Here is a 17,017-nt window from a genome sequence, read left to right on the forward strand (position 1 = left end):
CGCACAGTCGCCGCGCGTCTTCCTAGGTGAGCACCTTCTTCGTCGGGGTGAACACCACCGGCATGGCCTCAGGGCCGCTGACGAAGTTGGCTGGCCGCAGCGGCACCTCGGCGTCCTCGGCGAGCCGCAGGTCGGGCAGCCGCTCGAGGATGCGGCTCGTCATCATCGACAGCTCGAGACGGGCCAGCTGGTTGCCGAGACAGAAGTGCGAACCGAAGCCGAAGGCCAAGTGGCTGTTCGGGTTTCGGTCGATATGGAATTCATCGGCGTTCTCGAAGACCGACTCGTCGAAGTTCGCCGACTCGAACATCAACATGATCTTCTCGCCGGCACGCAGGTCCGTCCCATGGAACGTGGTGTCGGCGGTCAGCGTGCGGCACATGTTCTTCACCGGCGAGGTCCAGCGCAGCATCTCCTCGATGGCACCCGGCAGCAGCTCAGGATTGGCGACCAGGGCCTCCCACTGATCCCGGTGGCGCAGGAGCTGTTCGGTGCCGCCGGACAGCGTGTGACGAGTCGTCTCGTCACCACCGATGAGGATCAGCAGCGTCTCCATGACGATCTCGTCGTCGGACATCTTCTGACCCTCGACCTCGGCGTTCACCAGAATCGAGAACAGGTCTTCGGTGGGCTCGGCACGCCGCTTGGCGATGGCGTCCATCGTGAACGCCGTATAGGCGGCGAAGGCGTCCATCACCGCCTGGATGGTCAGCTCGTCGACGTGCGAGCTCAGCCCGCACACCAGGTCGTCGGACCACTTCAGCAGTGTGCCGCGGTCCTCGGGCAGCACGCCGAGCATGTCGCCGATCACCGCCATCGGCAACGGCGCCGCGATGTCGCGGACGAAGTCGGCCTCGCCGCGCTCGCACACCGCGTCGATCAACGTGTGACACAGTTCCGCGATCGACGGCTCCTTGTCCTTCACGCGCTTGCGGGTGAAGCCGGCGTTGACGAGCTTGCGCCGCAACAGATGTGCGGGATCGTCCATGTCGATCATGTACGGCATGCCCGGCTGGTCGGGGCGAATGCCGCCGGTCGAGCTGAACAACTCCGGGTTGCGTTCGGCGTCGAGCACCGCCTGGTAGCTGGCGGCCGCGGCCAGGCCGTTGCGGTCCCGGAACACCGGCTGGTTCGCCCGCATCCAGCGGTACGCCTCGCGGGCACCGCCGTCGGCGTAGAAGTTGCCGTCGGTGAGGTCGACGTCGGGCTTGGTGCCAAGTAGCGCAGTCACGAGATCTCCTTGGCATCGGCGAAGGTCATCTCGACGTTGTCTGCTGAACTCGAGATCATCGCCCGCTTGGGGAAGCCCAGTGCCGCAAGCTCTTTGGCGTAGTGATGTTCACCGAGCCGCACCCGCACGCCGCCTGGCCGATAGCGGACACCGGAAAGCCGCATCTCCCCGGCGGTTTCGCGCGTGACGCCATCCAGATGTGAATAGGTGGGATGGACCTGGGTCTTTGACGTGAGGGCCGACGGCACGGGCAGCCCGCGCCCGAAGTCCATTCCCACCGCGAACTGACCGTCGATGGTGACGTCGAATCCAAAGTTGCGGCCGTCTCGAATTGCGAAGTCAGCCATCACCTTCGGATAACCCCAGATCGACCGCCCGGCCTCCAAGGTGAAGGCCTGATCGACGGGAAGGTGGTGGATGAATGCGCCCGCGGATTGCAACGCCTTCAGGCCGCGCCCATGCGACCCCGGCGGATTCACCATGACGTTGGTGCCGTACTCGAGGTACTCGCCCAAGTCACCGTCGACGTAGTGCATGAGCATCAGCACGACCACGGCCTTGGTCGGGCGGTACCGGCACACTTCCAGCCCGCTGTAGTCGATCATGCGCTGGGCGGCGTCGGCGTCGACCGAGAACATCGCCATGTGCTGCGTCGCCTTGCGGATCCGCACCGGCATGGTGAGGACCGTGCCTGCGATGGTGTGCTGGGAAGTGGGGTGAGTCACACGCCAAATCTAGAACGCGTTCTAGACAATCTGCAAGAAGTGTCTACTCCCTACACCAAGTCGGCGAGGTCGCGGATCTGCTCGGACGAGCGCGCGCCGACGACCATCATCGTGACGCCCGCCGCCTCCCACGCCTTGACCTGCTCCTTGACGTAGTCGAGGTTGCCCACGATCGCCGAATCGTCGACGAGTTCGTCGGGGATGACCTTGGCCGCCTCGTCCTTGCGATCGGTACGGAACAGCTTCGTGACGTCGTCGACGACCTCCGAGTAGCCCATCCGGCGGTAGACGTCGGCGTGGAAGTTGGTGTCCTCGGCGCCCATCCCGCCCATGTACAGCGCGAGGTGGGGCTTCATCAGCTCCATGATGGCCGGCCGGTCGTCGGTCACCACGACCTGCGCCGTCGCACAGATCTCGAAGGTCTCGCGGGTACGCCGGGCGCCTGGCCGGGCGAACCCCTCGTCGAGCCACTCGTTGTACATGTCGGCGATGCGCGGCGAGTAGAAGATGGGCAGCCAGCCGTCGCAGATCTCGGCGGCCAGCGCGACGTTCTTCGGTCCCTCGGCACCCAGCATCACCGGGATGTCGGCCCGCAGCGGATGCGTGATCGGCTTCAGGTTCTTGCCGAGTCCGGTGGTGCCCTCGCCGGTCAGGGGCAGCGGGTAGTGCGGCCCATCGCTGTGCACGGGGGCTTCGCGGGCCCACACCTGGCGCAGGATGTCGACGTATTCGCGGGTGCGGGCCAGCGGCTTGGGGAACTTCGCGCCGTACCAGCCCTCGACCACCTGCGGGCCGGATACGCCGAGGCCGAGGATGTGCCGCCCGCCCGAGAGGTGGTCCAGCGTCAGCGCCGCCATCGCGCATGCGGTCGGGGTCCGGGCCGAGAGCTGGATGACCGACGTGCCGAGCCGCATCCGCGTGGTCTCCCGGCCCCACCACGCCAGCGGCGTGTAGGCGTCCGACCCCCACGCCTCGGCGGTGAAGACCGTGTCGAACCCGGCCTCCTCGGCGGCGGCGACGAGTTCCGCATGGTCCGTGGGCGGCTGCGCGCCCCAGTATCCGAGCTGGAGTCCGAGTTTCATGCCGACCGACCTTTCCGAGCCCGGGAGCCCGTTCTTGCCTCGATTGTTAGAACCTGTTCTACTCGATGCCGTGAGCCCCAGCCAAAGCAGCCCGGTGCAGATCGATGACCACGAGCCGCCCCTTTCAGCTCCACTGAAGCTGTCATTCGACTACACCCGTTCAGTAGGTTCCGTGCTCAGCCGGTTCTTCACCGAACTGCGCGGACGCCACGTCGTTGGCGTCCGCGGTTCGGACGGCCGAGTGCACGTGCCGCCTGCCGAGTTCGACCCCGTCACCTACGAGCCGTTGACGGAGATCGTACCGGTGGCCAGCGTCGGAACGGTGGTGTCGTGGACCTGGCAGCCGCAGCCGTTGGCAGGTCAGCCGCTGGACCGCCCGTTCGCGTGGGCGCTGATCAAACTCGACGGCGCCGACACCCCGCTGCTGCATGCAGTCGACGCGGGTTCTCCGGATGCCATCGCCACGGGAGCACGCGTGCACGTGCATTGGGTCGACGAACCCGTTGGCGCGATCACCGACATCGCCTACTTCGCGCTCGGTGACACCCCGGAGGACGTGGCGGAGAGCACCGACGAGCGGGACCCGGTGACGCTGCTGGTCACCCCCAGTTCCATCGAGATTCAGCACACCGCGTCGCTGCCCGAGAGCACCTTCCTGCGGGGGCTCGAGGACGGCAAGCTCGTCGGGGCCTACGCCATCCTGGACGGCGGCGAGAAGGGGAAGGTGTACTTCCCTGCGCGCGAGGCAGATCCGGCTACCGGTAAGCAACTCACCGAGTTCGTCGAGCTGCCGGACAAGGGCACGGTGACGACGTTCGCGATCATCAACATCCCGTTCGCCGGCCAGCGCATCAAGCCGCCCTACGTCGCGGCCTACGTACTGCTTGACGGCGCCGACATCCCGTTCCTGCACCTGATTCTCGAGATCGACGCCGCCGACGTGCGGATGGGCATGCGGGTCGAGGCGGTGTGGCGGCCACGCGACGAGTGGGGCCTTGGGATCGACAACATCGAGTACTTCCGGCCCACGGGCGAACCGGACGCCGAGTACGACACCTACAAGCACCACCTGTAAAGGCGCCCGGATGAGCGCTTGCGCGAAGACCAGAGGATGTAGCACATGACTTTTCGTGACGTAGCCGTCGTGGGGTTCGCACACGCCCCGCACGTCCGCCGCACCGAGGGCACCACCAACGGTGTCGAGATGCTGATGCCCTGCTTCGCCGAGATCTACGAAGACCTCGGCATCAAGCAGACCGACATCGGGTTCTGGTGCTCAGGCTCCGCCGACTACCTTGCCGGCCGGGCGTTTTCGTTCATCTCGGCGATCGACTCGATCGGCGCGGTACCGCCGATCAACGAGTCGCACGTCGAGATGGACGCCGCCTGGGCGCTGTACGAGGCCTATATCAAGCTGTTGACCGGCGAGGTCGACACCGCGCTGGTGTACGGGTTCGGCAAGTCGTCGGCGGGTACCCTGCGCCGCGTCCTGGCGATGCAGACCGATCCCTACACCGTCGCGCCCCTCTGGCCAGACTCGGTCTCGATGGCCGGATTGCAGGCCCGATTCGGGCTGGACTCGGGCAAGTGGACCGCCGAGCAGATGGCCCAGGTCGCACTCGACTCGTTCGCCGTCGCGGAGCGAGTGGATTCGGAGAAGCCCGCGAAGAGCATCGACGAACTGCTGAACCGACCGTACTTCGCCGACCCGCTCCGGCGCCACGACATCGCGCCGATCACCGACGGTGCGTCGGCGATCGTGCTCGCCGCAGGCGACAAGGCCCGCGAACTGCGCGAGAACCCCGCCTGGATCACGGGTTTCGAGCACCGCATCGAAACCCCGGTGCTGGGCGCACGGGACCTGACGACGTCGCCGTCCACAGCGGCGTCGGCGAAGGCCGCCACGGGCGGTGACACCGGCTCCATCGACGTGGCGGAGATCTACGCGCCGTTCACCCATCAGCACCTGATCCTCACCGAGGCCATCGGGCTCGGCGCATCGACGAAGGTGAACCCCTCCGGCGGCACGTTGGCTGCCAACCCGATGTTCTCCGCGGGGCTGGAGCGCATCGGCTTCGCGGCTCGGCACATCTTCGACGGCTCCGCCCAACGGGTACTGGCTCATGCCACCAGCGGCCCTGCGCTGCAACAGAACCTGGTTGCAGTGCTCGAAGGAAAGGACGGCAAGAACTGATGGCCGGAAACAAAGCCGCCGTCCTCGGCACCGGACAGACCAAGTACGTCGCCAAGCGCAAGGACGTCTCGATGAACGGCCTCGTGCGCGAGGCCATCGACAAGGCGCTGGCCGACTCGGGTTCGACGTTCGACGACATCGACGCCGTCGTGGTCGGCAAGGCGCCCGACTTCTTCGAGGGCGTCATGATGCCGGAGTTGTTCATGGCCGACGCTGTGGGTGCTACCGGCAAGCCGCTGATCCGGGTGCACACCGCCGGGTCGGTGGGCGGGTCGACCGCCGTCGTCGCCGCCAGCCTGGTGCAGTCGGGGAAGTACAAGCGCGTGCTGGCCATGGCGTGGGAGAAGCAGTCGGAGTCGAACGCCATGTGGGCGTTGAGCATTCCGGTGCCCTTCACCAAGCCGGTTGGCGCAGGCGCGGGCGGCTACTTCGCGCCGCACGTGCGGTCCTACATTCGCCGCTCGGGCGCGCCGACGCACATCGGCGCCATGGTCGCGGTCAAGGACCGGCTCAACGGCGCCAAGAACCCGCTTGCCCACCTGCATCAGCCGGACATCACGCTGGAGAAGGTGATGGCATCGCAGATGTTGTGGGATCCGATCCGCTTCGACGAGACGTGCCCGTCGAGCGACGGTGCCTGTGCGTTGGTGATCGGCAACGAAGAGACTGCGGATGCCCGTGTGGCCGAAGGTCATCCGGTGGCGTGGATCCATGCCACCGCGTTGCGCACCGAGCCGCTGGCCTACTCCGGCCGCGATCAGGTGAACCCGCAGGCCGGCCGTGACGCGGCTGCGGCGCTGTGGAAGGCGGCGGGAATCACCAGCCCGATCGACGAGATCGACGTGGCCGAGATCTACGTGCCGTTCTCCTGGTTCGAGCCGATGTGGCTGGAGAACCTCGGCTTCGCGGCCGAAGGCGAGGGCTGGAAGCTCACCGAGGCTGGTGAGACGGCGATCGGTGGCCGCATCCCGGTCAACGCGTCGGGTGGCGTGCTGTCCTCGAATCCCATTGGCGCGTCGGGCATGATCAGGTTCGCCGAGGCGGCGATCCAGGTGATGGGCAAGGCGGGCGACCACCAGGTGGAGGGTGCCCGCAAAGCGCTCGGTCACGCGTACGGCGGTGGCTCGCAGTACTACTCGATGTGGGTCGTGTCTGCCGACAAGCCGAACCGATGACAAACCCCGAGGCCCCGGTGCACCTGGCGGGCAAGCGATCCCGCGAGGCGGCCATGGCGGGCGACAAGGAAGCCTGGCTGGCACTGTTCGCCGACGACGCCATCGTCGAGGATCCGATCGGCCCGTCGCACTTCGACCCCGAGGGCAAGGGGCACCGTGGCAAGGAGGCCATCGCGGCGTTCTTCGACATGGCGATCGCACCGAGCCAGCTGCAGTTCAACTTCGAGAAGACCTATCAGTGCGGCAATGAGGAAGCCAACGTCGGCACCATCGAAATCGTCGCGCAGGGCTTCCGGGTGACTGCCGAGGGCGTCTTCACCTACCGCGTGAACGACGAGGGCAAGATCGTCGCGCTGCGCGCCTATTGGGAGCTGGACCGCGCCGCCGCGAGCGCCACACCCGTCTAGACCGGCTCGAGGCCGTCGCGGTAGCGGCGGGCCAACTCCTGGTACGCACCGGGGTTGGTGTTGACCCACATTTCGGCGCCGGTGCCGGCGATCGGACCGCGCACCTTGGCCGGCGAGCCGGCGGCGAAAACCTCGTCGGGGATCTTCGTGCCGCCGACCACCAGCGAGTGCGCGCCGATCAGGCTGCGGCGCCCGACGATCGCACCGTCGAGCACCGTCGCATGATTGGCGATCACCGCTTCTTGACCGACGTGCACGCCGTGGATGACGCAGCTGTGCGCGACGGTCGCGCCGGGACCGATGTCGGTCGGGATGCCCGGAGGCGCGTGCAACACGCTGCAGTCCTGCACGTTGGCGCCCTCTCTGATGATGATGGGCGCGAAATCGGCTCGGAGCACGGCGTTGAACCACACCGATGCTCCCGCCTCGACGTGCACGTCGCCGATCAGCGTGGCCGTCGGCGCGACGAAGGCGCTTGGGTCGACGACCGGAGAACGTCCCTCGAACGAGAACAACGGCATCCACTAGATATACCGCAGCTAGATGCGCCGACATTGCGCAACGGGGGCCAAAAACTGTAACGTGTTCTAGTTAGAGACCCCAGAAACGGGAGGCCCACCGTGACTACGGAAACCGCAAGCGTCCGCGAGATCGACACCGGCACCCTGCCGGACCGGTTCGCGCGGGGCTGGCACTGCCTCGGCCCAGTGACCGACTACCAGGACGGTAAGCCGCACTCCGTTGAGGCGTTCGGCACCAAGCTGGTGGTGTTCGCCGACTCGAACGGTGACCTCAAGATCCTCGACGGTTACTGCAGGCACATGGGTGGGGACCTCTCGCAGGGCACCATCAAGGGCGACACGGTCGCCTGCCCGTTCCACGACTGGCGCTGGGGCGGCGATGGCAAGTGCAAGCTGGTGCCCTACGCCAAGCGCACCCCGCGCCTGGCCCGCACCCGCTCCTGGACCACCGACGTGCGCAGCGGTCTGCTGTTCGTCTGGCACGACGTCGAGGGCAACCCGCCCCCGCCCGAGGTGCGCATCCCGGAGATCCCCGAGTACGCGACCGACGAGTGGACCGAGTGGCGGTGGAACTCGATCCTCATCGAGGGCGCCAACTGCCGCGAGATCATCGACAACGTCACCGACATGGCGCACTTCTTCTACATCCACTTCGGGCTGCCGACGTACTTCAAGAACGTCTTCGAGGGCCACATCGCCTCGCAGTACCTGCACAACGTCGGTCGGCCCGACGTGAACGACCTGGGCACCTCGTACGGTGAGGCACACCTCGATTCGGAGGCGTCGTACTTCGGCCCGTCGTTCATGATCAACTGGCTGCACAACAACTACGGCGGTTACAAGGCCGAGTCGATCCTGATCAACTGCCACTACCCCGTCACCCAGGACTCGTTCGTGCTGCAGTGGGGCGTCATCGTCGAGAAGCCCAAGGGCATGGACGAGAAGATGACCGAGAAGCTGTCGCGCGTCTTCACCGAAGGCGTCAGCAAGGGCTTCCTGCAGGACGTCGAGATCTGGAAGCACAAGACCCGCATCGACAATCCGCTGCTGGTCGAGGAGGACGGCGCGGTCTATCAGATGCGGCGCTGGTATCAGCAGTTCTACGTCGACGTCGCCGATGTCACCCCGGACATGACCGACCGCTTCGAGATCGAGGTCGACACCACCGCGGCGAACGAGAAGTGGCAGGTCGAGGTCGAAGAAAACCTCAAGCACCAGGCCGAAGAGAAGGAAGCTGCCGAGCAGGCGACATGACCGCGCACGACGAGCGGATGCAGACGCCAGATGTCGACCGGCTGGCTCGCTCGATGCTGCTCCTGCACGGCGCGCACGACGACGACGATCATCCCGTCGGCGATGGCCGAAGCACTGGTTCGTGGAGCAAGGCGCCGGATTTCGCCGAAGATCCGCAACGCGCCGCGGCGGTGCGGGAGGCGACTGCTCGGGACCGCGAGCGCTACCTCAACGCGGGCCTGACGCCGGTCGACTGCCGGTTCTGCCACGTCACGGTCGCCGTCAAGAAACTGGGACCGGGACACACTGCGGTGCAATGGAATTCGGAGGCGTCACAGCGTTGCGCGACGTTCGCCGAGATCCGCGCCGGCGGCGGGGATCCCAGCCGCAGCCCGTCCTGCCCGCGGCTCGCCGACAGCATCAAGCATGCGGTGGCGGAGGGTTGCCTCGACGAGGTGTCGACCGCGCCGTCCCCCGGCGACGGCTAGCTCTTCTCTCAGAGGCCCTTGAACCGCTCCTTGACCGCCTCGGCGGTCAACCCGTAGTCCTCGAGCGAGTAGGTGTGCTTGGGCGTCCGCGGACCCCTCTTGCTCTCCTCGTGGCTGGCCTCGATCGCGGCGCGGCTTGCGTCGGTCAGCTCGATGCCGAAGTGGGAGTAGATGCCCTCGACGGCTCGTAGCGGATCGGCGATGAACTCGAAGTAGTCGAGATCGTAGAACTGGGCCTGATCGTGATTGGTGCGTTCGGCGTTGAACAGCTCGAGGCCCCGCGACCACGTCTCCATCTCGTCGCGCCCGATCACGTCGCCCTTGAAGCTGTTCGACCAACCCTCGGTCGTGTGATGGGCCAGCGAGCACATCGATGCCATGATGGTCTCCACGGGCCGGTGACATTGCACCACCAACGCATCGGGATACGCCGCGAACAATGCGTCCAGCGCGAACAGGTGGCTGGGATTCTTGAGCACCCACCGCTTCTCGGCATCGTTGAGGCCGATGAGCTGAAGGTTCTTGCGGTGCCGCTGATACGACTTCGTCCAGTCCTGCTTGGCGAGCCACTGCGAGTAGGTGGGCAGATGGGCGAGCGTCTCGTAGGACACCGAATGCAATGACTGTCGCAACAGCTGCCAGCACTCCTCGACCTCATCGGCGGTCATGTAGTGCAGGCCCGTGTAGTCCGGGTCCTCTTCGTGCGCCTTGGTGAACTGAGCGTCGAGCTGCGCGAAAACCGGGTTCTCCGACCAGGTTTCGCGGGGCGGACGCGGTTGCGGAAACTCGGCCAGCCACAGCTCGAGGCCCTGATGCGACGGATCCGCGGTGAGCAGGCGATGGATGAGGGTGGTGCCGGTGCGCGGCAGCCCGGTGACGAAGATCGGTCGTTCGATCTTCACGTCCGCGTGCTGGGGATACTGCTTGAACGCCGCCTCCGACACCAACCGTGCGACCAACGCGTTGCGCACGAAGAAGCGATTCATCTTGCTGCCGAGTTCTGTGAGGTCGGCGTCGCGGCGATAGGACTCGAGCAGCACGCCGAGCGCCTCGCGGTAGTTGTCGTCGTCGCTGCCGAAGTCGTCGAGACCGCAGGCCTTGGTGGCCGACGCGTGTAGATCCTCGACGGTGCCGACGTCGGTGCGGGTCACGCCTTGTACTCCCCGCAGTTCACGTCCAACGTCTGACCGGTGATGCCGCTGGACAGGTCACTGGCCATGAACAGGATCGCCGAGGCCACCTCGTCCTCCGTGGGCAGCCGCTTCAGGTCGGACGCGGCGGCGGTGGCGTCGTAGATCTGCTCGATCGTCGTGCCGTACTTGCCGGCCTGGTGATTGAAGTAGCTTTCCAACGTTTCGCCCCAGATATATCCGGGCAGAATCGAATTCACTCGAATGCCCTGCTCACCCAGTTCAGTCGCCAACGACTGTGACATCGCCAGCAATGCCGATTTGGCGATCTTGTAGGCGCCGTACTTGGCCTGCGAATGCCGGACCACCATCGAGTTCACGTTGACCACCGAGCCCTTGGCCTCGGCGAGCGCCGGTGTGAAGCCCTGGGTCAGCCGCAGCGCGCCGAAGACCGTCAGCTCGATGGCCTCGCGGATGTGTTCAAACGTGGTGTTCGCCAAGGGTTTCATCGACGGCACCCGGAAGGCGTTGTTGATGAGCACGTCGACCTTGCCGTACGCCTTGAGCGACTCGGAGACCAGGTTGTCAACCTGCCCTTCGTCGGTGATGTCGGTGCCCACCGACACCGCGCGTCTGCCCATGTCGGTGACCTGCTTGGCGACGTCCTCGAGACGTTCGACGGTCCGCGCTGCGAGCACCAGGTCGGCGCCGTTCTCGGCACATCGCCGCGCCAGGGTCGTGCCGAGCCCTGGGCCGAGGCCGCTGATCACCACTACCTTGCCTTCGAGCAATCCGGCCATCTGCTAGCCCACCATTCTTTCGCCAATTTGCTTCTGGCGGAGAGCGATCCGCGCTCGCCAGTCTTGCTCGGAGATCTTGTTCGACTCGTAGTACGGCAACGCGGCGGGCACCTGATCGATGTCGAGGAGTTCGACGGTCGGACCGTCGGCCTCGGTGAGCTCCCGCGACACCCGCTGCCAGCGGAACTGCAGGAAGCCCTTGCGATGCCCGAGGGTCTCCACCCAGTTCGTCACGCCAGGGTTCTGATCGGACACCACCATGCGGATCTTGCCGTCCGGATCCGCTTGCGCCTGAGTGCCATTCAGCGAAGTCTGATGATTGATGTAGTCCAGCGAGATGTACCACAGGCTGCCGAGCTGGAAGCCGAGGTACGGCGCGTCGGTGACGGGCAGGGTGATGACCAGCGCCTGGTCCGGCGTCAGGTCGAACTGTCCGGCCGACGAGTACTGGGTGGCCAGCCCACCGGGCGTCAGCCGGGGCGGGACCATCGTGTTGGCTGGGCTGTCGGTGTAGAACCACTGCGGGAACTGCAGCCAGGTCTTGACCCGCTGGACCAGCTGCTTGCCCGCTACGGCGTAACGCTTTTCGATCAGTTCACGGGTCAGCGGCGGTGGGGCGGTCCCCGCGGTGTCCGTGCGCGAGATGGCGAACGAGCCACGCTGCGCCGACCAGTCGTTGTACACCTCGCGGATGACGAGCTGGGACGGACCGGGCGGCGTGAAACGCCATTCGAAGGTGCCGTCGGCGGCGATGTCGAGCTTGCGGTCGTCGAACGCCGTTTCGCTGTCCGGCACGTTGTCGTCGGTGTACTCGCCGCCGAGGAGCTGAAAGCTCACGTCGGTGGTGGTGCCGCGCTTACCCGTCACCACGTACTCGTGGCCGGGCTGCACCCGCGTGCCGAAGTACATCGTGTCCGGATTGTCCAGGCCCATCTTGGTGAACGGGCCCGTGCCGCTGTGCAGGAACGGATGGTCGCGGTCGTAGTCGAACGCGACGTGCGTGCACGCCGCGATGCAACCGGCCAGGTACTGCAGTCCTTCGAGGAGGTCGGCCTCGGATTCGATGAAGGGCGCGGCAGCGACCAGACTTTCGGCCTCGGCGATCGCCTCGGCCAACGGGGTTGAGAACATCGATGTTCGCCCTTCGCGGTTCAGTATTGGACCGGGGTGGTAGACATTTCGATATTGACACTAGAACGCGTTCTAGTTTTCGTCAACGCATGATCAGCTGTGGCCGTTCCATATCTGTAACAGATGGGTACAATTCTGCAATGACGAGCACCGAGTCGTCCCGTCGGACGTCGCCGCCCACCGAACGGGTGGTGGCGGTGCTCGACTTCCTGGCGCGGCACCCGAACGACCGTTTCGGGGTATCGGACCTGGCCCGGCGCCTCGGTTTGAGCAAGCCCACGTGCCTCGGCATCGTGAGCACGCTCGCCGCGGCGGACTATCTGGTGCGTGACGGGCAGGACAAGACGTATCGGCTTGGGCCGGCGCTGATCTCGCTCGGGCACACCGCACAGGAGTCGATGCGGGTGAACCCCGCTGCCCGCGAGCAGTTGCGGCGGCTCTCGTCGACCTTCGGCACCACCGCTGCACTGTCGGCGGTCATCGACGATCGCATCACCCTGTTGGAACTCGTCGGGCCGCCGGGGGCGGACGTCGGCGTCCGAGTCGGCCAGAGCTACCCATTCGCCCCGCCGGTGGGCCTGATGTTCGTCCTCTGGGACGACGAAGCGCTGCGGGGCTGGTTGCGCAAGGAGCCGACGATCCCGCTGCGCACCGACACCGACCGGTTGGACCGCGTGATCGCCGAATGCCGCGCCTCGGGCTACCTGGTGGAGCGGCTGACACCGGGCGGACGACGCCTCTACGCACTGATGGCGGGCATGTCGAGCGCGCTGCCCGACGAACTGCGGGCCCTGCTCGGCGAACTGGTCTCCGACATCGGTGAGCGGGTCTACCTGCGCAGTGAGGCCTCCGCCCGGCAACGCCATGACGTCAGCGTCATCTCCGCACCCGTCTTCGATCACCACCGGCGCCAGGCGATGGTGGTGTCGTTACAGATCGGGCGGGCGATCACCGACGGCGAGATCACCAGATGCGCCCGCGGTCTGGTGGCAGCCGCCGACGCACTGACGGCCGGGCTCGGCGGACTCAAGCCGGATCGGCCGACGCCTTAGCTGGTGGCCGCCAGCGCGAACGGCAACACGTCCGGCGCACCGGCGGCCCGCACGACGCGGGCGGCCATCGTCAACGTCCAGCCGGTGTCGGTGACGTCGTCGACCAGCAGCACCGGGCCGCCCGCCGAGCCGATCACGCCAGGATCCGGCGGCAGCCACGATCCCTCCAGCGCCGCCACCCGGTAGGCCGAGTTGGCCGCCGTCACCGGCCTGCGTTCCGGCGCGTACTCGAGTCTGCCGAGGTCGGTGAGCCTGCCGAGCCGGGCGAGTTCGCGCGCCAGCGACGAGATCAGTAGCGGGTGCCGGTCGGAGTCCATCGCCAGCACCGCGGTGGGTCGGGTCTGCCAGTCCCACGACGCCAGTACCTTCACCGCGGCCTGCACGACGTCGTCGGAGACCTCGCCGTCGGGTTCGTCGAGCAGACGTCGCAACCTGGCACCCCACCCGAGGTCGGTGAGCCTGCCGATGACGCGGCCGGGTGCGGGGCCGTCGCCGATGCGTCCGCTCAGCTGCACGCCGAGCTTCCCGAGGCCGGACGGCCACTGCTTGCGGGGCGTGATCTCCACGCCGGGGCGCATCAACCGCGCGCGGGTGTCCTCGGCGGCGGTCGCGTCGACTTTCGCGTCGTAGCGCGTTCCCGCGCAGTTGTCGCACCGCCCGCAGCGCTCCCCTTCGCGGAGTTCGGGGTCGTCGAGTTGACCGCGCAGGAATGCCATCCGGCAGCCGTCGGTGGCCTGATAGTCGAGCATCGCCTGCTGTTCGCGCTTGCGCGCTTCGTCGAGCTTGCGGTAGCGCGCCTCGTCGTACTCCCACGGTTCCCCGGTACCGACCCAGCCGCCCTTCACGCGACGCACGGCACCGTCGACGTCGAGCACCTTGAGCACCATCTCCAGCCGGGTCCTGCCGAGGTCGACGAGGGGCTCCAGCGCGGGCGTCGACTGCGGGCGGTCGGGCTCGAGCGCACGAATGACGTTGCGCACCATGGCCTCCGACGGGAATGCGACGGAGGAGAAGTAGCGCCAGACGTCCTGGTCCTCGTGACCGGGCAGCAGCACTACCTCGGCGCTGGCCGTCGACCGGCCGGCACGACCGACCTGCTGGTAGTAGGCGATGGGCGAGGACGGTGCCCCGAGGTGGACGACGAATCCGAGGTCCGGTTTGTCGAACCCCATGCCGAGTGCCGACGTGGCGATCAGCGCCTTGACCCGGTTGGCGAGGAGGTCGGTCTCGAGTTGTTCGCGTTCGGCCGTCTCGGTCGAACCGGTGTACGCCGCTACCGGGTGGCCCTGCTCGCGCAGCAGCGCCGCGACGTCGTGGGCCTGTGCGACGGTGAGCGTGTACACGATGCCCGACCCGGGAAGCGAATCGATATGTGCGGCAAGCCATGCCGCGCGCTGCGCCGGGTTGCCGGCCTTGACCACGGACAGTCGCAACGACTCGCGGTCCAGCCCGCCACGCAACACCAGCGTGTCCTGTCCCCCGACGCCCAGCTGACTCGCGACGTCGTCGACAACGCGGTCGTTGGCGGTCGCCGTCGTCGCCAACACCGGAACGTTGGTACCCAGCTCGGCGATCAGCGTCCGGATGCGGCGGTAGTCGGGCCGGAAGTCGTGACCCCAGTCCGACACGCAGTGCGCCTCGTCGACCACGACGAGTCCGGCGTCATGGGCGAGCGCGGGCAGCACCTGGTCACGGAAGTCGGGATTGTTGAGCCGTTCCGGACTGACCAGCAGCACGTCGAGCTCGCCGCCGCGGACCCTCTCGTGGATCTCGTCCCAGTCCGTGACGTTGCTCGAATTGATGGTCGCGGCATGGACGCCCGCCCGATCGGCGGCAGCCACCTGGTTGCGCATCAGGGCCAGGAGGGGCGACACGATCACCGTCGGCCCGTGACCGGTCGCCCTCAGCAGCTTGGCGGCGATGAAGTAGACCGCCGACTTGCCCCACCCGGTGCGCTGCACGACGAGCGCGCGACGGCGCTGCACCACCAGCGCCTCGATCGCGACCCATTGGTCGTCGCGCAACACCGCCTGCGGTCCGGCCAGCTGCTCGAGGATCGCTTGCGCCTGTTCGCGGGTGGCCATCAGGGGCGAGCGAAGCGACGGGGGGAGATCATGAGGCCATGGTGTCAGTCGGCAATGACATCAATACGCGTAGGTGTTCGCGGGTTTGTCGATCCGGGTCACGTTCTCGACGGCCATCGTCGGGATGAAGCCGTCACCGGCCTGTGCCGAGCCGGGGACGATCTGGCCCTGGATCCGCAGCCAGGTGTCCTCGGGATAGCCTGCCGCGGCCTCGACGCCGGCACCGGTCAGGTGCACGCGGGCGAGTTGCGCGTCTGCCGCGCAGCAGACGATGACGACGCGGCCGAGGTCGACGCCCTCGGCGTGGTGCAGCGTGAAACCAGACAGGGTGATCGACCGGCCGTCCAGCGAGTTGGCGGAATCGGCGGCCGCGCGCATCACGGCCTCCGGCAACGACACCGACGGCGCGGGACCCGGCGGCAGCGGCGGGAACGGCCTGCGCTGCGGTGCGGACACGGCCGCCTGCGGACTGGCGCCGCTGGCGTTCAGCGGTGGCGGCACCACGAACGCCACCATGGCGATCGGGACGAGCAGCAGCCACGTCAGCCACGTGCGGTGCGAGTGCCCGTGCCCGTCGTCCTCGCGGGCGGCGTGCCGAAGGTCGCGGACGACGGCCGCCACTCCGAGCCAGATGAGGACCGCCGCGGCCAGGATCAACCACGGCAGCAGTCCCGGCTTCACGTAGTTGAGGTAGGTCCCCTTGGCGAGCATCACCGCGGTGCTGAGCCCGATCAGAAGGAGGACGACGTTCTGCGTGCCGCGGGTCATCGGCCGCCGCCCAGAATCGCCAACCCGACGATCGTCGCGATCACCGTGGCCACCACGAACGTGGCCGGGCCGAACCGCACCGCGAACCGGCGGCCGAACATGCCTGCCTGCATCGCGGACAGCTTCACGTCGAACGCGGGTCCGACGACGAGGAACACCAGCCGCGGAACCAAGCGCAGCATCGTCATGCTGGCCGCGACGAATGCGTCGGCCTCGGAGCAGAGCGCCAGGACGACTGCGAGCACGGCCATGACCGGGACGCTGATGACGAGATTGCCTGCGAGGTGGCCGTACACCCAGGCGGGCACCAGGACGTGCAATGCTGCGGCCGCGGCGGCACCCACCACCAGGTAGGACGCGGCCTGCAGGAAGTCGTGGCGCGCCGCCTCGGTGAAGACCGTCCACCGCGATGAGCCCTCGGCGGGCGGTTCGGGAAGATCGCGGGTGACCCATTCGTCCCGACCGAAGCGCGACCACAACAGTCCCATCACGACCGCGGTGGCCAGCGAGGCCAGGCAGCGGGCCAACACCATCGCGGGTTCGCCGGGAAACGCCACGGCCGTCGCCACCAGCACAACCGGGTTGATCGCGGGCGCCGACAGCATGAACGTCAAGGCGGCCGCTCCGCTCGTGCCTGGCCCGAACAGCCGTCGTGCCACGGGCACCGATCCGCACTCGCAACCCGGCAGCGCCGCGCCGCCCACCCCGGCCACCGCGACGGCCAGTGCCGGACTGCGCGGCAACCAGCGGGACAGCCGCTCGGCGCTGACGAATGCGGCGATCAGTCCACTCACGACGACGCCGAGCACCAGAAACGGCAGTGCCTGGACGAACACGCCGCAGAACACCGTCGCCGCGGTACTCAGGTCCGGAGAACCTGCCACGAACGCACTCATCGCGCCGGCGGAAATCGCCAGCGCGATGAGGCTGATCAGCAAGACTTCGAGTGAACCGACACGTCGTTTGTGCTCGGTCGGCGCGGTGGTCACCGTGCCA

Annotated in this window: 17 protein-coding genes; 7 read left to right on the top strand and 10 right to left on the bottom strand. The window is 67.1% G+C overall.

The window, feature by feature from the left end:
- Positions 1-22: 22 nt before the first annotated feature.
- The 3 genes from N536_RS0108830 to N536_RS0108840 all read right to left on the bottom strand — a co-directional run bounded on the left by N536_RS0108830 (position 23) and on the right by N536_RS0108840 (position 3,038).
- Entirely contained in the window at positions 23-1,231 is a 1,209-nt protein-coding gene (locus N536_RS0108830; protein ID WP_029113287.1) for a cytochrome P450, read from the bottom strand.
- Positions 1,228-1,908 (bottom strand): acetoacetate decarboxylase family protein, encoded by a 681-nt coding sequence (locus tag N536_RS0108835; protein WP_051574359.1) that lies wholly within the window; start codon positions 1,906-1,908, stop codon positions 1,228-1,230. Before N536_RS0108835 ends, N536_RS0108830 begins: the two co-directional genes overlap by 4 nt.
- Positions 1,909-2,006: 98 nt before the next feature.
- Positions 2,007-3,038, bottom strand: coding sequence for an LLM class F420-dependent oxidoreductase (locus tag N536_RS0108840; protein WP_029113289.1), 1,032 nt, complete (start codon positions 3,036-3,038; stop codon positions 2,007-2,009).
- Positions 3,039-3,108: 70 nt separating this feature from the next.
- Here N536_RS0108840 and N536_RS0108845 point away from each other — a divergent pair, with 70 nt between their 5' ends.
- From N536_RS0108845 to N536_RS0108860, 4 genes are read left to right on the top strand one after another with little or no spacing between them, the layout of a single operon-like run.
- Positions 3,109-4,113, top strand: a complete 1,005-nt coding sequence (locus tag N536_RS0108845) for a Zn-ribbon domain-containing OB-fold protein (protein WP_029113290.1) — start codon at positions 3,109-3,111, stop codon at positions 4,111-4,113.
- 45 nt (positions 4,114-4,158) lie between these two features.
- On the top strand, positions 4,159-5,232 hold the full coding sequence (locus tag N536_RS0108850; protein WP_029113291.1) for a thiolase domain-containing protein: 1,074 nt from the start codon (positions 4,159-4,161) through the stop codon (positions 5,230-5,232).
- A complete protein-coding gene (locus N536_RS0108855) occupies positions 5,232-6,407 on the top strand; it encodes a thiolase domain-containing protein (protein ID WP_029113292.1) in 1,176 nt (391 codons plus the stop codon). Before N536_RS0108850 ends, N536_RS0108855 begins: the two co-directional genes overlap by 1 nt.
- Positions 6,404-6,814, top strand: coding sequence for a nuclear transport factor 2 family protein (locus tag N536_RS0108860; RefSeq protein WP_029113293.1), 411 nt, complete (start codon positions 6,404-6,406; stop codon positions 6,812-6,814). The genes N536_RS0108855 and N536_RS0108860 overlap by 4 nt, the downstream gene beginning before the upstream one ends.
- Here N536_RS0108860 and N536_RS0108865 read toward each other — a convergent pair.
- Positions 6,811-7,335, bottom strand: a complete 525-nt coding sequence (locus tag N536_RS0108865; RefSeq protein ID WP_029113294.1) for a gamma carbonic anhydrase family protein — start codon at positions 7,333-7,335, stop codon at positions 6,811-6,813. The genes N536_RS0108860 and N536_RS0108865 overlap by 4 nt on opposite strands.
- Positions 7,336-7,434: 99 nt before the next feature.
- On the opposite strand from N536_RS0108865, the gene N536_RS0108870 reads away from it, so the two are divergent.
- Both N536_RS0108870 and N536_RS0108875 read left to right on the top strand, forming a co-directional pair.
- On the top strand, positions 7,435-8,589 hold the full coding sequence (locus tag N536_RS0108870) for a Rieske 2Fe-2S domain-containing protein (protein ID WP_029113295.1): 1,155 nt from the start codon (positions 7,435-7,437) through the stop codon (positions 8,587-8,589).
- Positions 8,586-9,056, top strand: coding sequence for a hypothetical protein (locus tag N536_RS0108875; protein WP_029113296.1), 471 nt, complete (start codon positions 8,586-8,588; stop codon positions 9,054-9,056). Before N536_RS0108870 ends, N536_RS0108875 begins: the two co-directional genes overlap by 4 nt.
- A gap of 8 nt (positions 9,057-9,064) precedes the next feature.
- Here N536_RS0108875 and N536_RS0108880 read toward each other — a convergent pair whose 3' ends face one another.
- Genes N536_RS0108880 through N536_RS0108890 form a run of 3 tightly spaced genes read right to left on the bottom strand, consistent with a single transcriptional unit; the run spans position 9,065 to position 12,117 of the window.
- The gene (locus tag N536_RS0108880; protein WP_029113297.1) at positions 9,065-10,207 is read right to left on the bottom strand and encodes a sulfotransferase; all 1,143 of its coding nucleotides are present in this window, start codon (positions 10,205-10,207) and stop codon (positions 9,065-9,067) included.
- Complete coding sequence (locus tag N536_RS0108885) at positions 10,204-10,986, bottom strand: SDR family oxidoreductase (protein WP_029113298.1); 783 nt, start codon at positions 10,984-10,986, stop codon at positions 10,204-10,206. Before N536_RS0108885 ends, N536_RS0108880 begins: the two co-directional genes overlap by 4 nt.
- 3 nt (positions 10,987-10,989) lie before the next feature.
- Positions 10,990-12,117 carry a hypothetical protein gene (locus N536_RS0108890; RefSeq protein WP_029113299.1) on the bottom strand — a complete coding sequence of 376 codons (1,128 nt, stop codon included), beginning with the start codon at positions 12,115-12,117 and terminating at the stop codon, positions 10,990-10,992.
- 140 nt (positions 12,118-12,257) lie between these two features.
- Here N536_RS0108890 and N536_RS0108895 point away from each other — a divergent pair, with 140 nt between their 5' ends.
- Positions 12,258-13,169 carry an IclR family transcriptional regulator gene (locus N536_RS0108895; protein ID WP_029113300.1) on the top strand — a complete coding sequence of 304 codons (912 nt, stop codon included), beginning with the start codon at positions 12,258-12,260 and terminating at the stop codon, positions 13,167-13,169.
- Here the strand turns inward: N536_RS0108895 and N536_RS0108900 are convergent.
- The 3 genes from N536_RS0108900 to N536_RS0108910 are packed head-to-tail and all read right to left on the bottom strand — an operon-like array spanning position 13,166 to position 17,010.
- Positions 13,166-15,253 (bottom strand): ATP-dependent DNA helicase RecQ, encoded by a 2,088-nt coding sequence (locus N536_RS0108900; protein WP_029113301.1) that lies wholly within the window; start codon positions 15,251-15,253, stop codon positions 13,166-13,168. The two genes, N536_RS0108895 and N536_RS0108900, sit on opposite strands and share 4 nt — an antisense overlap.
- A gap of 60 nt (positions 15,254-15,313) precedes the next feature.
- Positions 15,314-16,021 carry a TIGR03943 family protein gene (locus tag N536_RS0108905; RefSeq protein WP_029113302.1) on the bottom strand — a complete coding sequence of 236 codons (708 nt, stop codon included), beginning with the start codon at positions 16,019-16,021 and terminating at the stop codon, positions 15,314-15,316.
- Positions 16,018-17,010 (bottom strand): permease, encoded by a 993-nt coding sequence (locus N536_RS0108910; RefSeq protein WP_029113303.1) that lies wholly within the window; start codon positions 17,008-17,010, stop codon positions 16,018-16,020. The genes N536_RS0108905 and N536_RS0108910 overlap by 4 nt, the downstream gene beginning before the upstream one ends.
- Positions 17,011-17,017 lie beyond the last annotated feature (7 nt).

The sequence above is a fragment of the Mycobacterium sp. URHB0044 genome (assembly GCF_000620625.1).
Taxonomy (GTDB): domain Bacteria; phylum Actinomycetota; class Actinomycetes; order Mycobacteriales; family Mycobacteriaceae; genus Mycobacterium.

Excerpts from the sequence above, each read along its gene's own strand:
- N536_RS0108835 (WP_051574359.1), bottom strand. The coding sequence starts at position 1,908 with ATGCCGGTGCGGATCCGCAAGGCGACGCAGCACATGGCGATGTTCTCG.
- N536_RS0108840 (WP_029113289.1), bottom strand. The coding sequence starts at position 3,038 with ATGAAACTCGGACTCCAGCTCGGATACTGGGGCGCGCAGCCGCCCACG.
- N536_RS0108850 (WP_029113291.1), top strand. The coding sequence starts at position 4,159 with ATGACTTTTCGTGACGTAGCCGTCGTGGGGTTCGCACACGCCCCGCAC.
- N536_RS0108855 (WP_029113292.1), top strand. The coding sequence starts at position 5,232 with ATGGCCGGAAACAAAGCCGCCGTCCTCGGCACCGGACAGACCAAGTAC.
- N536_RS0108860 (WP_029113293.1), top strand. The coding sequence starts at position 6,404 with ATGACAAACCCCGAGGCCCCGGTGCACCTGGCGGGCAAGCGATCCCGC.
- N536_RS0108865 (WP_029113294.1), bottom strand. The coding sequence starts at position 7,335 with ATGCCGTTGTTCTCGTTCGAGGGACGTTCTCCGGTCGTCGACCCAAGC.
- N536_RS0108875 (WP_029113296.1), top strand. The coding sequence starts at position 8,586 with ATGACCGCGCACGACGAGCGGATGCAGACGCCAGATGTCGACCGGCTG.
- N536_RS0108885 (WP_029113298.1), bottom strand. The coding sequence starts at position 10,986 with ATGGCCGGATTGCTCGAAGGCAAGGTAGTGGTGATCAGCGGCCTCGGC.
- N536_RS0108890 (WP_029113299.1), bottom strand. The coding sequence starts at position 12,117 with ATGTTCTCAACCCCGTTGGCCGAGGCGATCGCCGAGGCCGAAAGTCTG.
- N536_RS0108895 (WP_029113300.1), top strand. The coding sequence starts at position 12,258 with ATGACGAGCACCGAGTCGTCCCGTCGGACGTCGCCGCCCACCGAACGG.
- N536_RS0108900 (WP_029113301.1), bottom strand. The coding sequence starts at position 15,253 with ATGGCCACCCGCGAACAGGCGCAAGCGATCCTCGAGCAGCTGGCCGGA.
- N536_RS0108905 (WP_029113302.1), bottom strand. The coding sequence starts at position 16,021 with ATGACCCGCGGCACGCAGAACGTCGTCCTCCTTCTGATCGGGCTCAGC.